This is a genomic window from Candidatus Pantoea floridensis (genome assembly GCF_900215435.1).
Taxonomy (GTDB): Bacteria; Pseudomonadota; Gammaproteobacteria; order Enterobacterales; family Enterobacteriaceae; genus Pantoea; species Pantoea floridensis.
Genome location: NZ_OCMY01000001.1, coordinates 1,243,214 through 1,255,598, shown reverse-complemented (window position 1 = coordinate 1,255,598; position 12,385 = coordinate 1,243,214). Strand labels below are relative to the sequence as shown.

Below are 12,385 nucleotides of genomic sequence, written 5' to 3'. Positions count from 1 at the left end.
ATTTGCGCGGTAACTTCTACAATAAAATCCGGCCAACGATCCGGAAGCTAATCAGACAGGATACCTACATGTTTAACTGGACTGCGACCCAGCGCAACGTGGCTTTTGCCAGTTTCGCGAGTTGGACGCTGGATGCGTTCGACTTCTTTATCTTAGTGTTTGTGCTTAGCGATCTTGCCCAATATTTCCACACCAGCGTCTCCGACGTTTCCATTGCCATCATGCTTACGCTGGCGGTTCGCCCGATTGGCGCACTGATCTTTGGACGTCTGGCGGAGAAATATGGTCGTCGGCCGATTCTGATGCTGAATATCGTTATGTTTTCGCTGTTTGAGCTGCTGTCGGCGTGGTCACCTAATTTCGCAGCATTCCTGGGTTTCCGGGTGATTTATGGCGTCGCAATGGGCGGGATTTGGGGCGTAGCGTCGTCGCTGGCGATGGAAACGATTCCGGATCGCTCACGCGGTTTAATGTCGGGTATTTTCCAGGCCGGTTATCCGTGCGGCTATCTGCTGGCTTCCGTGATTTTTGGTCTGTTTTTCGAAACGGTTGGCTGGCGCGGAATGTTCCTGATTGGCGCGTTGCCGATTCTGCTGCTGCCGTTCATCTACTTTAAAGTTCCAGAATCCCCGGTATGGTTGGCGGCGCGTGAACGCAAAGAGAGTACCGCCTTGCTGCCGATCATTCGTAAACATTGGAAAATCTGCATCTACATGGTGCTGCTGATGGCCTGCTTTAACTTCTTCAGCCATGGCACGCAGGATCTGTATCCCACTTTCCTGAAAGTGCAGCATCAGTTCGATCCGCACACCGTCAGTATTATCGCCATTAGCTACAATATCGCGGCAATGCTGGGCGGGATCACTTTTGGTGCGCTGTCGGAGCGTATTGGCCGCAAGAAAGCCATTATTCTGGCGTCGTTCCTTGCGCTGCCGGTGTTACCGCTGTGGGCATTTTCTAGCGGTTCCTGGATGATAGGCATCGGCGCATTTCTGATGCAGTTTATGGTGCAGGGCGCGTGGGGCGTGGTACCGACTTATCTCACCGAACTGGTGCCCGCTAATGCGCGCGCGGTGCTGCCGGGCTTTGTTTATCAGTTGGGTAACCTGATCGCCTCGGTTAATGCGACGGTGCAATCACGCATCGCCGAGGCGCACGGCGGCAATTATGGCCTGGGCATGGCGATTGTGGCCGGGACGGTGGCGGTACTGATCTGCGTCTTAGTGGCGTTTGGTCGCGAGACGCGCGGCATCGAAATTTCCGGTGCTGCCGCGCGCGAGACGCGTTAAAGCGCCTCGCAGACGTCAATCCATTTTGCCGCGGTGAGATCTGCCATACGCTGCGGTGAAATGCGTACTGCACTATGAATCGATCCGGCTGCTGGCAACACTTCTTCGAAGCTGCGTAGCGTGACATCGCAATAGACGGTCAGCGGGTTTTCCAGCCCGAACGGGCACACGCCGCCCACCGGATGTCCGGTCCAGTTCACCACTTCATCCACGCTTAACATGCGCGCTTTGGCGCCGAGCGCCGCCTTGAGCTTGCGGTTGTCGAGGCGTGCATCGCCACGCGTCACAATCAGCACCACTTCATCTTTCACTTTTAGCGACAAGGTTTTGGCAATCTGCCCCGGCATAACGCCATGTACGCGTGCGGCCAGCTCAACGGTGGCGGTGCTTTCCGGCATCTCGATGATGTCGATATCCGGTGCATGTTCGGCAAAGAAGTGCCGTACCGACTCCAGGCTCATTTTTTTCTCCGGTAAAAACAGAGCCAAAAAAATGCCATAAGGCAGGAAAACTGTAAACGAGAGAAAAGGAGAATCTGTAACAGAATGCGCGGGCGTTACACCGCTTTTAACGTGCAGTTACCGCAGCGCTCAACGTCGGGGATACGATAGCGCTGACAGCAGCTGCGTCGCTCCATTTCGCCATTACGCGGGATCATGGTGCGGTACAACGGGTTATCACTGCCATCCCGCAGCGATTTGCTGAAAAACAGCGCCTGCTCGAGTTGTAACACTGTGTGTTGCGGCAGCTGGTTTTTTAGCTCGCCAAGAAACCAGTAAAACGAATAGCCCATGTTGTTCCAGATGAGTTTGGCGTTGATATCGCCGTGCTGGGCCATACCGTTGACCGCAGGAATCAGGCATTGCTGAATCAGGCGATCGATGCGCTGCTGCCCATTGAGATAGCGCGCGTCTTCATCTTCCTGCACATCGATCCAGAAAGCGCAGGGGTGTCCGTTTTCGTGGAATTCAACGTGAATCAGATGCGGCGAGCAGTTCAACGCACGCGGCTCCAGCAATAGCGCCATCATTAGCGGCGGCAACAACAAGCCAAAATACCATTGCGCCCACAGCGACTGCAGCGGCTTGGCTTCCTGCTGAACATCGGGATGGTCGCGGTAGAGGTAATCGCTGTAGCGCTGCGTCAGGCGGCGAAAGTGAACGGGATTCGACCACTCGGCTAGCGTTAAGGTTCCGGCAGGTGCCGGTTGGCCCAGCTTGAGGTTGTCCAGCATATAGCTGCGTTGATCGCGCATCAGATCTTCCAGCGCGCTCGCTAAGCTGCGGTCGCTCTGCATGAAGATCAGGGGATGCTCGCTGTAGCGATGATCCTGACGCGTGATGATGGCCATGCCGGTCCTGAGTGATAACGGGAATCGAGAGACAAATGATAATCGTTCCCGGTTTATTGCACAACTTTTCTGCACGTGTGGTACGTTTGGCCTGGTGCGCATAAATGCGCACCCTACGGGTTACATCGCAGGAACGCCATTTATGGCGACCAGGTTTCAATCCGCGTGAAAAGACAGGCCGTGCCGCCGTAGGGTCGCCATTCATGGCGACCAGGCATACCAAACCAAACCTTATGTCAGCTCGTTACTCACCTGCGCCACTTTCGGCAAATCTTCCCAGGCAAGAATGGTATTGCGCCCCTGATTTTTCGCCACATAGAGCGCGCGGTCCGCATTGGACACCGCTTGCTCAAAGTCCTCAGCATAAATCGGTGCGATGCCGGCACTCACGGTAACGTGCGTGGAAACCTTTTCATTAAAGCGGTGAGGGATTTCCAAATCGACGACGTACTGACGAATGCGTTCGGCCAGCTTCATCGCAATAGAGGCATTTACGTTGGTTAACAGCACCAGAAACTCTTCGCCACCGTAGCGTGTTACGACATCGCGTGAACGCACCGCATCACGAATCGCCACGGAGACGCGCGCCAGTGCCTGATCGCCCATCGCATGGCCGTAATTGTCGTTGTAGGCTTTGAAATGGTCGATATCCAGCAGCAGCACAAAGTGGCTGCCTGCGTGGTTTTCCATGATGTTATCAAGACGATTCTTCAGTCCGCGACGGTTATATAAGCCGGTGAGGGGATCAAGCATACTCAAATCACTAAAGCTCTCTTTCTCCTCATACAGCTGGCTGACCAGGCGCAGCGTAAAGGTATCAAAGCGGCGTCGCATTAAATGGTGGAGTGAAAATCCGATTAACGGCAGCATAATCGTGAAGAGGATCATCATTAAATGCTGCCCATCGTCCAATAACAATACTGTTAATACGGGCGGTGTAATGTGTAAACAAAATGCGATCAAATAATCACTTAAGGCAATGGCACTGATAAAAAAGACGCTTAACAGGCTAATTATTAAAAAGCTGCCATCAAAATAGTAAACCAGATGATATCTGAGGTTAATATGCCATGCCCATAATGCGCCTAATAGAAATGCGACAGGATTTAATAGCGGCAATTTTTGTTTTGACACCATTAAGCAAATAAGCAGCAGTGTGGTACTACAGCCCGCTACCAGCGCGACCGGCAGCGATCGTACGGGATTATCACTGCCTAAAAATGGCAGCAGACAAAAAAGCGAAACGGCGACATTAAGAAACAGAAAAAGCATCAGCGACAGCCGATATTTACTGTGTTTCAACTCTTCATAAGATTGTAATTTCATTATTATTCTCGTGACTGCCCTGATATATCAAAGCGCTACCCGGAATAAATAGCGTTCCTACCCGGATAGTGAGCACGTTATTGTTGTGTTGGCGATTATAGTTATCGGCGGCAATTTAGCATTTTCCAATAATTCTGTCATCCGACATGACGGAGGATAAAAATCCGCTGCAATATGAGAAATATTGTCATATGATAATACGAATACTTATCATTTGAGGGTTGTGCGATGATCGTGGCGATGATGGCCGCCTGCGGCTTATGGGGGGTGAGCTGGATAATGGGTAAGCGTCTGGACAGTGGCTGGGGTGTGTTATTGCCGTGTGCAGCGATGCCGGTTTTTGCCCTGTGGGAACCCAGCTTTAGCCAGTGGCGCGTGGTGATGATCGTGGCGCTGTTGCTGACCATCGTGATGCTGTTTCACCATCGTCTGCGCCACTATTTACTGCTGCCTTCTTGCCTGGCTTTAGCCGGCGGTTTAGCCGCAGTCTCGGTCAATTTCCACGTTATTTAACACAGTGGGCAAATCGCAGAAACGACAACATCACGCTAAGAGCGTGAAGTTCGTTGGCAAAATCTTTTTGGGAATTTACTGCCGGGAAGGAGTGACAACTGTTGGTGCGAAGGGAGGGACTTGAACCCTCACGTCCGTAAGAACACTAACACCTGAAGCTAGCGCGTCTACCAATTCCGCCACCATCGCATCTTAGTTGTCTGTTTATATCATCGCATTGGTGCGAAGGGAGGGACTTGAACCCTCACGTCCGTAAGAACACTAACACCTGAAGCTAGCGCGTCTACCAATTCCGCCACCATCGCTCAGTGCGTACGATATAAACTGTGTGATTATGAGTTTGGTGCGAAGGGAGGGACTTGAACCCTCACGTCCGTAAGGACACTAACACCTGAAGCTAGCGCGTCTACCAATTCCGCCACCATCGCAAACTCACAACACTCTAAAGTATTGCTAACCACGGAGGCGCATTTTAGAGATTTTACTCATTGCGTCAACACATATTTCGCGACGGCAAAACGATCGCTGTAAAAAGCAACGTTTCTGCCGCCGCGCTGGTGGAATCGCGAATTAACGCGTTTTGGCGCCGCGACCATAGACGGCACGATACACCTTAAAGCGGCCGGTTTGCGCCAGCACTTCATGGTTGCCGAAAGTTTCATCCAGAATCTGTGGATACGGTAGGAAGGCGTTGGCCACAATGCGCAGTTCGCCGCCGCTGTTCAGATGCTTCAACGCGCCGCGAATCAGCGTGTTGGCGGCATCAAGACTGGTTTGCAGACCATCATGGAACGGCGGGTTGGAGATGATCATGTCAAAACGGCCGGTTACGTCAGAGAACACGTTACTGGCGAACACTTCACCTTCCAATTCATTCGCCGCCAGCGTCGCTTTACTGGCTTCAATGGCGGCGGCATGCACATCACACAGCCATAAACGCACGCGCGGCGAAACTTTGGCCATCACGGTCGCCAGCACGCCGCTGCCGCAGCCGATATCCAGCACCTTACCACGGAAGTGCGGCGTCAGCGTGGAGAGCAGCAGCTCGCTGCCGATATCCAGACCATCGCGGCTGAACACGCCCGGCAAAGTGTGAATAGTCAGATCGTCGAGCTGATAAGTATTGCCATAGCTGCTGGCGTCAAAGGTTGGCTGCTTGTCGAGACGACCGTGATACAGGCCGCAACGGCGCGCGCTGTCGACTTTCTCCAGCGTTGCCCACGCTTCCAGCATGCCTTCGGCGCTGCGCACGCCGCTGCGGTTTTCACCCACCACGAAGATATCGCAGCCAACCGGCAGCAGCGACAGCAGGTTTTGCAGCTGGAACTGCGCTTCGGGTTTGTTTTTCGACCAGTAATAGACCAGCGTATCGCAGCCTTCAACATCTGCCGCCGTGGCAACCATGCTGTAAACCGCACGTTCACCGAGGCGATGGCTAAGGTTCTGCCAGTGATGATATTGCTGGGTATGCACGCGGCTCGACGCGGTTTCTAGCTGGGCGGGCAGGTCATCCTGCAGGTCGCCAGCAAACAACACGTGGCGGGCGGTAAATTCATCACTGTGGCGCAGAATCACTTCGCTGGCCGGGGTAAAAGCAGACATGGAACGCTCCTGTAAAATCAGAACCCGGATTATAGTGCTTTGTTGGCGCATGTTCGATGGGTTTGCTAGCATAGCGTCGCATTCTGGCAGCATAACGGGTAATAGCATGAGCACAAGGCGCGACTGGCTTCTACAGCAAATGGGGATCACGCAGTATCAGCTGCGGCGTCCGCGCGTGCTGCAAGGGGAAATTGCCGTCACGCTTTTGCCCGATACGCGTTTAGTGTTGGTAGCCGAACAGGCGCCGACGCTGCAAGAACCGCTGATTCGCGACGTGCTGCGTGCGCTGAATATCCAACCTGCGCAGGTGATGGCGCTAACGCCCGAACAGCTGCAAATGCTGCCGGAGCAGGTGGATTGCGCCGGCTGGTTGCTGGGCGTGGAGAGCGAGCATCCCTTTAACGGCATTACCTTCAATACCGCCGTTTTTAATGAACTGATCAGCAGCGGCGCGGCAAAACGCGCCCTGTGGCAACAGATGTGTAACCATGACAGCCATCTCTTTAGTCACCCCTGAAGACCAGCCGCAGCTGCTGGCAATTGAACGTCGCGCGCATGCTTTCCCGTGGAGCGAGCAGACGTTTGCCAGCAACCAAGGCGAACGTTTTGTTAATTTCCGCATTGCAGCAGAAGGTCAGCTGGCTGGATTTGCCATCACCCAAGTGGTGCTGGATGAAGCGTCGCTGTTTAACATCGCGATAGATCCCGATTTTCAGCGTCGTGGCCTCGCGCGCCAGCTGTTGCAGCATGTGATTGCCGAGCTGGAACAGCGCGACGTGATGACGCTGTGGCTGGAAGTGCGCGCCTCAAATACACCGGCGATTGCATTATATGAGCAGCTGGATTTCCACCAGGTGAGCGTACGGCCCAACTACTATCCCACCGCCAGCGGGCGAGAAGATGCCATTATTATGGCGCTAACCCTTTAAGCGATTTGAAAGGAGCACCATGCTAAACGACTGGGACTGCATCCTGTTTGATGCAGACGACACGCTTTTCCATTTCGATGCTTATGCCGGTTTGCAGCGTATGTTTGCCCGCTACGACGTGCAGTTTAGCGCGCAGGATTACAGCGACTATCAGGCGATCAACAAACCGTTATGGGTTGATTATCAGAATGGCACTATATCCGCGCTGCAGCTGCAAACGCGCCGTTTCACCTTGTGGGGTGAAAAGCTCAGCGTGGCGCCGGAAGTGCTTAATAGCGATTTTCTCAGCGCCATGGCCGATATCTGCCTGCCGCTTGAGGGCGCGGCGCATCTGCTGAATACGCTGAAAGACAAAGTGAAGATCGCTATCATCACCAATGGTTTCACGGCGCTACAGCAGGCGCGTCTTGAACGCACCGGTTTCCGCGATATCTTTGATGCGCTCGTCATTTCCGAGCAGGTGGGCGTGCCGAAACCGGACGTGGCGATTTTTGATCACACGCTGGCGTTACTGGGTAACCCGGATCGCTGCCGCGTGCTAATGGTGGGCGATACGCCAGAATCGGACATTCTCGGCGGCATGAATGCTGGCCTGAAGACCTGCTGGATCGATCACGGTACGCGTCCGTTGCCGGAACATATCACGCCAACCTGGCAGGTAAAAACGCTGGCTGAGCTGGAAGCGTTAATTATTGAAGCTTAAAGTATCTATTCATCGTTAACATCGAGATGATGCTAAGAAGCCCGCTGTGCGGGCTTTTTTGTGCAAAAAATCTATTCAAGTATCTATTCACGAATCTCTTCATGAAGCGTTCAGATGAGGTAAAACCGCCGATGTTGTTAACGCCCTTTTTCTGTCTCTGAGGCCGCCGCTTCTTCTTCCTCTTTCTCTTTATCCTCTTTCACCGTGCGGCTGGCCGTTAGCAGGAACGGTGATTGCTGCCAGCGGGTGCGGCGGTCACGCAGCAGGGTGCGCGTCAGGATAATGCCGATGGCCAGCGCCAGTAACATCATCAAACGCAGGATATTGGTGGTGTTATCCACCTGGCGGGATTCCGTCACCAACACATGGGTATCCAGCGTGACGCGCAGAAAACCTTGCGGGCCCTCTTTGCCTTCCAGTGGTTGCACGATTTGATGGTTGAAGTAGCTGCCCGCGCGTTTGCCATCCAGCGCCAGACGGTCGCGCACATTAATGCTCTCGCCGCTGTGTGCCACCAGGCTGCCGTCGTCAGCATAAACTGAGGCATCAAGAATGCGGCTGTTGTCGGTCATTTGATTGAGGATGGCAGCAATCTGCGCACGGTTATCATCACTGTTGTCCATCAGCGGTTTAAGGCTGAAGGCGACTTGTCGGGTCAGCGTGTGCGCCAGTTCTTCAACCTGTTCGGATCGCGCCATTTGGTGGCCGAGGCTAAACCAGGATGCGCCTTGCATCAGTACCACTAATAGAGCCAGCGAGATAAGAACAATCACCGTGCGATGCAGGCGAAATTTCAGTGCGGTTTTAACCATCAGAAACCCGTGTGATGTAACAGCAGAAAGGCTGGCAATTATGTTGCCAGAACCCGCGCAGACAAGGTAGCCTCTTGCGTGGTTTTGTTGTCCCTACAGGAGCTGTAATGCCAAATCGTCTTACCTGGTGCGATCTGCCCGCCGATGTTTCACTTTGGCCGGGTCTACCCCTTTCCCTCAGCGGTGATGAAGTGATGCCGCTGGATTACCGTGCCGGTCGGACTGGCTGGCTGCTGTATGGGCGCGGGCTCGATAAACAAACACTGACCGATTACCAGCACAAGCTCGGTGCGGCGATGGTGATCGTCAGCGCCTGGAATGTCGATGAGTATCAGGTGGTACGGTTAGCCGGTTCACTGACGCCGCGCGCCAGCAAACTGGCTCACGAAGCTGGTTTCGACGTGGCGCCACTCGGTAAGATCCCGCATTTGAAAACGCCAGGTTTACTGGTGATGGACATGGATTCCACCGCTATCCAGATTGAGTGCATCGATGAGATCGCTAAACTGGCGGGCTGCGGCGAGCAGGTTGCGGACGTCACCGAACGCGCGATGCGCGGCGAACTCGATTTCAAAGCCAGTCTGCGCGAGCGCGTGGGCACCCTGGCGGGCGCCGATGCCAATATCCTGATGCAGGTGCGTGATGCGCTGCCGCTGATGCCGGGTTTAACCACGCTGGTGCAGAAACTGCAGGCGTTGGGCTGGCAGGTGGCGATTGCCTCGGGCGGCTTCACGTTTTATGCCGACTACTTGCGTCAAACGCTGCATCTGGCTGCGGCAGTCGCTAACGAGCTGGAAATTCGCGACGGCAAGCTGACTGGCCAGGTGCTGGGACAGATTGTCGATGCTCAATTTAAAGCCGATACCCTGAACGATCTGGCACAACGCTTTGAGATTGCCCCGGAACAAACCGTGGCGATTGGCGATGGCGCTAACGATCTGCCGATGATTAAAACGGCGGCGCTGGGTATCGCGTATCATGCTAAACCTAAAGTGAATGAGCAGACGGAAATCATCATCCGCCATGCTGACCTGATGGGCGTATTCTGCATCCTGACCGGCAGCCTGATTCACGAAGAGCGTTAACTGAGGATTTGATTTGGCCAAAGCGGCAAAACGCGCCTTCGTTTGTAACGAATGTGGCGCTGATTATCCGCGCTGGCAGGGGCAATGCAGCGCCTGCCATGCGTGGAACACCATCACCGAGGTGCGCATTGCCGCCTCGCCTGCGGCGGCGCGTAACGAGCGTCTGAGCGGTTATGCCGGCGGCAACGCGGGCGTTAGCCGCGTGCAGAAGCTATCGGAAATCAGTCTCGAAGCCCTGCCGCGTTTCTCTACCAGTTTCAAAGAGTTCGATCGCGTGCTGGGCGGCGGCGTGGTGCCGGGCAGCGCCATTCTGATTGGCGGTAATCCGGGCGCCGGTAAATCGACGCTGCTGCTGCAGGTAATGTGCAAGCTGGCGGAAGGGATGAAAACCCTGTACGTCACCGGCGAAGAGTCGCTGCAACAGGTGGCGATGCGCGCCCATCGTCTGGGATTGCCGACCGAAAATCTGAATATGTTGTCGGAAACCAGCATTGAGCAGATCTGCCTGATCGCCGAGCAGGAACAGCCGAAACTGATGGTGATCGACTCGATCCAGGTGATGCACATGGCGGAGATCCAGTCGTCGCCGGGCAGCGTAGCGCAGGTGCGTGAAACCGCCGCGTACCTGACGCGTTTCGCTAAGACGCGCGGCGTGGCGATCATTATGGTCGGCCACGTCACCAAAGATGGCTCGCTGGCCGGCCCGAAAGTGCTGGAACACTGTATCGACTGTTCGGTAATGCTGGATGGTGATGCTGATTCACGTTTCCGTACCTTGCGCAGCCATAAAAACCGCTTTGGTGCGGTGAATGAGCTCGGCGTGTTCGCTATGACCGAGCAGGGCATGCGTGAAGTGAGCAATCCGTCGGCCATTTTCCTGTCACGCGGTGATGAAATCACCTCGGGCAGCTCGGTGATGGTGCTATGGGAAGGCACGCGCCCGCTGCTGGTGGAGATTCAGGCGCTGGTCGATCACTCAATGATGGGCAATCCGCGCCGCGTGGCGGTAGGCCTGGAGCAGAATCGTCTGGCTATTTTGCTCGCGGTGCTGCATCGCCACGGCGGGTTGCAGATGGCGGATCAGGATGTATTCGTCAACGTGGTCGGCGGGGTAAAAGTCACCGAAACCAGCGTCGATTTAGCACTTTTGATGGCGATGGTCTCCAGCTTCCGCGATCGTCCGCTGCCGCAGGACTTGGTGATCTTTGGCGAAGTCGGACTCGCGGGCGAAATTCGGCCGGTGCCGAGTGGTCAGGAGCGTATTTCCGAAGCGGCGAAGCACGGCTTTAAGCGCGCTATCGTCCCGGCCGGCAATGCACCGAAGAAGCCGGTAGAAGGGATGAAGGTGTATAGCGCGAAGAAGCTGGCGGATGCGCTGGCGATTCTGGATGAGCTGTAAGTTTTACCGGTCGGCATGAATGCCGACCCTACATTCGTAGGGTGCGCATTTATGCGCACCGTCTTAAAGGCCGCACCGCCCTTTATTCCACGCAGGAGGCACTAAATGTCATCGTTTGACTACCTGAAAACAGCCATTCGCCAGCAAGGCCACACGCTGCAGCAGGTTGCCGATGCCAGCGGAATGACCAAAGGCTACTTAAGCCAACTGCTCAACGCCAAAATCAAAAGCCCGAGCGCGCAGAAGCTGGAAGCGTTACACCGTTTTCTGGGGCTGGAATTTCCCCGTCGCGACAAAACCGTTGGTGTGGTATTTGGTAAATTTTATCCGCTGCACACCGGCCATATCTATTTGATCCAGCGCGCCTGTAGCCAGGTGGATGAACTGCATATCATCATGGGCCACGACGATCCGCGCGATCGTGAACTGTTTGAAAACAGCGCCATGTCACAGCAGCCGACCATCAGCGATCGTTTGCGCTGGCTGCTGCAAACCTTCAAATACCAGAAAAATATCCGCATCCACTCGTTTAATGAGGAAGGCATTGAACCTTATCCGCACGGCTGGGACGTGTGGAGCGGCGGCGTTAAAACGTTTCTGGCTGAGCAGGGCATAGAGCCGAATTGTGTTTACACCAGCGAAGAACCTGATGCCGCGATGTATGAGCAGCACCTCGGTATTCCGGCGGTGGTGGTTGATCCTAATCGATCGTTTATGAACATCAGCGGCGGTCAGATTCGCCAGGATCCGTTCCGCTATTGGGAATACATTCCTACCGAAGTGAAGCCGTTCTTCGTGCGCACCGTGGCGGTGCTGGGCGGCGAGTCGAGCGGTAAATCGACGCTGGTGAACAAGCTGGCAAACATCTTCAATACCACCAGCGCGTGGGAATATGGCCGCGACTATGTCTTCTCGCACCTCGGCGGCGATGAGATGGCGTTACAGTATTCCGACTACGACAAAATCGCGCTGGGACAGGCGCAGTACATCGATTTCGCGGTGAAATACGCCAGCAAAGTCGCCTTTATTGATACTGACTTCATCACCACGCAGGCGTTTTGCCTCAAGTACGAAGGGCGTGAACATCCGTTTGTGCAGGCGCTGATTGATGAATACCGTTTCGATCTGGTGATTCTGCTGGAGAACAATGTGCCGTGGGTGGCGGATGGTTTACGCAGCCTCGGCAGCTCAATGGATCGCCGTGAGTTCCAGACGATGCTCATCACCATGCTGCGCGAAAACAATATTGAGTTTGTCCACGTAAAAGAGGATGACTACGATGCGCGCTTCCTGCGCTGTGTAGAGTTGGTGAAGCAGATGCTGGGCAGTTAATTCAGCCATAAAAAAGGCGCCAGTCGGCGCCTTTTTCACGTAAT

13 protein-coding genes and 3 tRNA genes are annotated in these 12,385 nt (G+C 54.6%); 8 read left to right on the top strand and 8 right to left on the bottom strand.

Features of this window, described 5'->3' with window-relative positions; genetic code table 11:
- Positions 1-68 precede the first annotated feature (68 nt).
- Complete coding sequence (locus CRO19_RS05910; RefSeq protein ID WP_097095019.1) at positions 69-1,289, top strand: MFS transporter; 1,221 nt, start codon at positions 69-71, stop codon at positions 1,287-1,289.
- On the opposite strand, the gene CRO19_RS05905 is transcribed toward CRO19_RS05910, so the two are convergent.
- The 3 genes from CRO19_RS05905 to CRO19_RS05895 form a co-directional block, all read right to left on the bottom strand.
- Entirely contained in the window at positions 1,286-1,750 is a 465-nt protein-coding gene (locus CRO19_RS05905; protein ID WP_097095018.1) for a YbaK/EbsC family protein, read from the bottom strand. The genes CRO19_RS05910 and CRO19_RS05905 overlap by 4 nt on opposite strands.
- Before the next feature lie 95 nt (positions 1,751-1,845).
- On the bottom strand, positions 1,846-2,640 hold the full coding sequence (fhuF, locus tag CRO19_RS05900; RefSeq protein WP_097095017.1) for a siderophore-iron reductase FhuF: 795 nt from the start codon (positions 2,638-2,640) through the stop codon (positions 1,846-1,848).
- Between the two features lie 231 nt (positions 2,641-2,871).
- Positions 2,872-3,966, bottom strand: a complete 1,095-nt coding sequence (locus CRO19_RS05895) for a GGDEF domain-containing protein (RefSeq protein WP_097095016.1) — start codon at positions 3,964-3,966, stop codon at positions 2,872-2,874.
- A gap of 228 nt (positions 3,967-4,194) precedes the next feature.
- Here CRO19_RS05895 and CRO19_RS05890 point away from each other — a divergent pair, with 228 nt between their 5' ends.
- Entirely contained in the window at positions 4,195-4,479 is a 285-nt protein-coding gene (locus tag CRO19_RS05890; RefSeq protein WP_097095015.1) for a DUF1435 domain-containing protein, read from the top strand.
- A 102-nt stretch (positions 4,480-4,581) separates the two neighbouring features.
- Here the strand turns inward: CRO19_RS05890 and CRO19_RS05885 are convergent.
- From CRO19_RS05885 to rsmC, 4 genes are all read right to left on the bottom strand, one after another.
- Positions 4,582-4,668 (bottom strand) — tRNA-Leu (locus CRO19_RS05885).
- A gap of 29 nt (positions 4,669-4,697) precedes the next feature.
- Positions 4,698-4,784 (bottom strand) — tRNA-Leu (locus tag CRO19_RS05880).
- A 36-nt stretch (positions 4,785-4,820) separates the two neighbouring features.
- A tRNA-Leu gene (locus CRO19_RS05875) sits at positions 4,821-4,907 on the bottom strand.
- A gap of 142 nt (positions 4,908-5,049) precedes the next feature.
- Positions 5,050-6,081 (bottom strand): 16S rRNA (guanine(1207)-N(2))-methyltransferase RsmC, encoded by a 1,032-nt coding sequence (gene rsmC, locus CRO19_RS05870; protein WP_097095014.1) that lies wholly within the window; start codon positions 6,079-6,081, stop codon positions 5,050-5,052.
- 106 nt (positions 6,082-6,187) lie between these two features.
- Between rsmC and CRO19_RS05865 the strand changes: the two genes are divergently transcribed.
- The 3 genes from CRO19_RS05865 to yjjG are packed head-to-tail and all read left to right on the top strand — an operon-like array spanning position 6,188 to position 7,713.
- Positions 6,188-6,598, top strand: coding sequence for a DNA polymerase III subunit psi (locus tag CRO19_RS05865; RefSeq protein WP_097095013.1), 411 nt, complete (start codon positions 6,188-6,190; stop codon positions 6,596-6,598).
- The gene (gene rimI, locus CRO19_RS05860; RefSeq protein WP_097095012.1) at positions 6,570-7,010 is read left to right on the top strand and encodes a ribosomal protein S18-alanine N-acetyltransferase; all 441 of its coding nucleotides are present in this window, start codon (positions 6,570-6,572) and stop codon (positions 7,008-7,010) included. Before CRO19_RS05865 ends, rimI begins: the two co-directional genes overlap by 29 nt.
- Before the next feature lie 19 nt (positions 7,011-7,029).
- Positions 7,030-7,713: a pyrimidine 5'-nucleotidase gene (yjjG, locus tag CRO19_RS05855; protein WP_097095011.1), complete on the top strand. Its 684-nt coding sequence runs from the start codon at positions 7,030-7,032 to the stop codon at positions 7,711-7,713.
- Between the two features lie 137 nt (positions 7,714-7,850).
- Here the strand turns inward: yjjG and CRO19_RS05850 are convergent, their stop codons facing one another.
- A complete protein-coding gene (locus CRO19_RS05850; protein WP_097095010.1) occupies positions 7,851-8,525 on the bottom strand; it encodes a YtjB family periplasmic protein in 675 nt (224 codons plus the stop codon).
- Positions 8,526-8,632: 107 nt separating this feature from the next.
- Here CRO19_RS05850 and serB point away from each other — a divergent pair, with 107 nt between their 5' ends.
- From serB to nadR, 3 genes are all read left to right on the top strand, one after another.
- On the top strand, positions 8,633-9,610 hold the full coding sequence (gene serB / locus CRO19_RS05845; RefSeq protein ID WP_097095009.1) for a phosphoserine phosphatase: 978 nt from the start codon (positions 8,633-8,635) through the stop codon (positions 9,608-9,610).
- A 13-nt stretch (positions 9,611-9,623) separates the two neighbouring features.
- Positions 9,624-11,009: a DNA repair protein RadA gene (gene radA, locus CRO19_RS05840; RefSeq protein ID WP_007886867.1), complete on the top strand. Its 1,386-nt coding sequence runs from the start codon at positions 9,624-9,626 to the stop codon at positions 11,007-11,009.
- Positions 11,010-11,114: 105 nt separating this feature from the next.
- Positions 11,115-12,341, top strand: a complete 1,227-nt coding sequence (gene nadR, locus CRO19_RS05835) for a multifunctional transcriptional regulator/nicotinamide-nucleotide adenylyltransferase/ribosylnicotinamide kinase NadR (protein ID WP_097095008.1) — start codon at positions 11,115-11,117, stop codon at positions 12,339-12,341.
- Positions 12,342-12,385 lie beyond the last annotated feature (44 nt).

Bases quoted from the DNA above. Each gene is read 5' to 3' on its own strand.
- CRO19_RS05910 (WP_097095019.1), top strand. From the start codon at position 69: ATGTTTAACTGGACTGCGACCCAGCGCAACGTGGCTTTTGCCAGTTTC.
- nadR (WP_097095008.1), top strand. From the start codon at position 11,115: ATGTCATCGTTTGACTACCTGAAAACAGCCATTCGCCAGCAAGGCCAC.
- serB (WP_097095009.1), top strand. From the start codon at position 8,633: ATGCCAAATCGTCTTACCTGGTGCGATCTGCCCGCCGATGTTTCACTT.
- yjjG (WP_097095011.1), top strand. From the start codon at position 7,030: ATGCTAAACGACTGGGACTGCATCCTGTTTGATGCAGACGACACGCTT.
- CRO19_RS05895 (WP_097095016.1), bottom strand. From the start codon at position 3,966: ATGAAATTACAATCTTATGAAGAGTTGAAACACAGTAAATATCGGCTG.
- rsmC (WP_097095014.1), bottom strand. From the start codon at position 6,081: ATGTCTGCTTTTACCCCGGCCAGCGAAGTGATTCTGCGCCACAGTGAT.
- CRO19_RS05865 (WP_097095013.1), top strand. From the start codon at position 6,188: ATGAGCACAAGGCGCGACTGGCTTCTACAGCAAATGGGGATCACGCAG.
- CRO19_RS05890 (WP_097095015.1), top strand. From the start codon at position 4,195: ATGATCGTGGCGATGATGGCCGCCTGCGGCTTATGGGGGGTGAGCTGG.
- CRO19_RS05850 (WP_097095010.1), bottom strand. From the start codon at position 8,525: ATGGTTAAAACCGCACTGAAATTTCGCCTGCATCGCACGGTGATTGTT.
- CRO19_RS05905 (WP_097095018.1), bottom strand. From the start codon at position 1,750: ATGAGCCTGGAGTCGGTACGGCACTTCTTTGCCGAACATGCACCGGAT.
- fhuF (WP_097095017.1), bottom strand. From the start codon at position 2,640: ATGGCCATCATCACGCGTCAGGATCATCGCTACAGCGAGCATCCCCTG.
- rimI (WP_097095012.1), top strand. From the start codon at position 6,570: ATGACAGCCATCTCTTTAGTCACCCCTGAAGACCAGCCGCAGCTGCTG.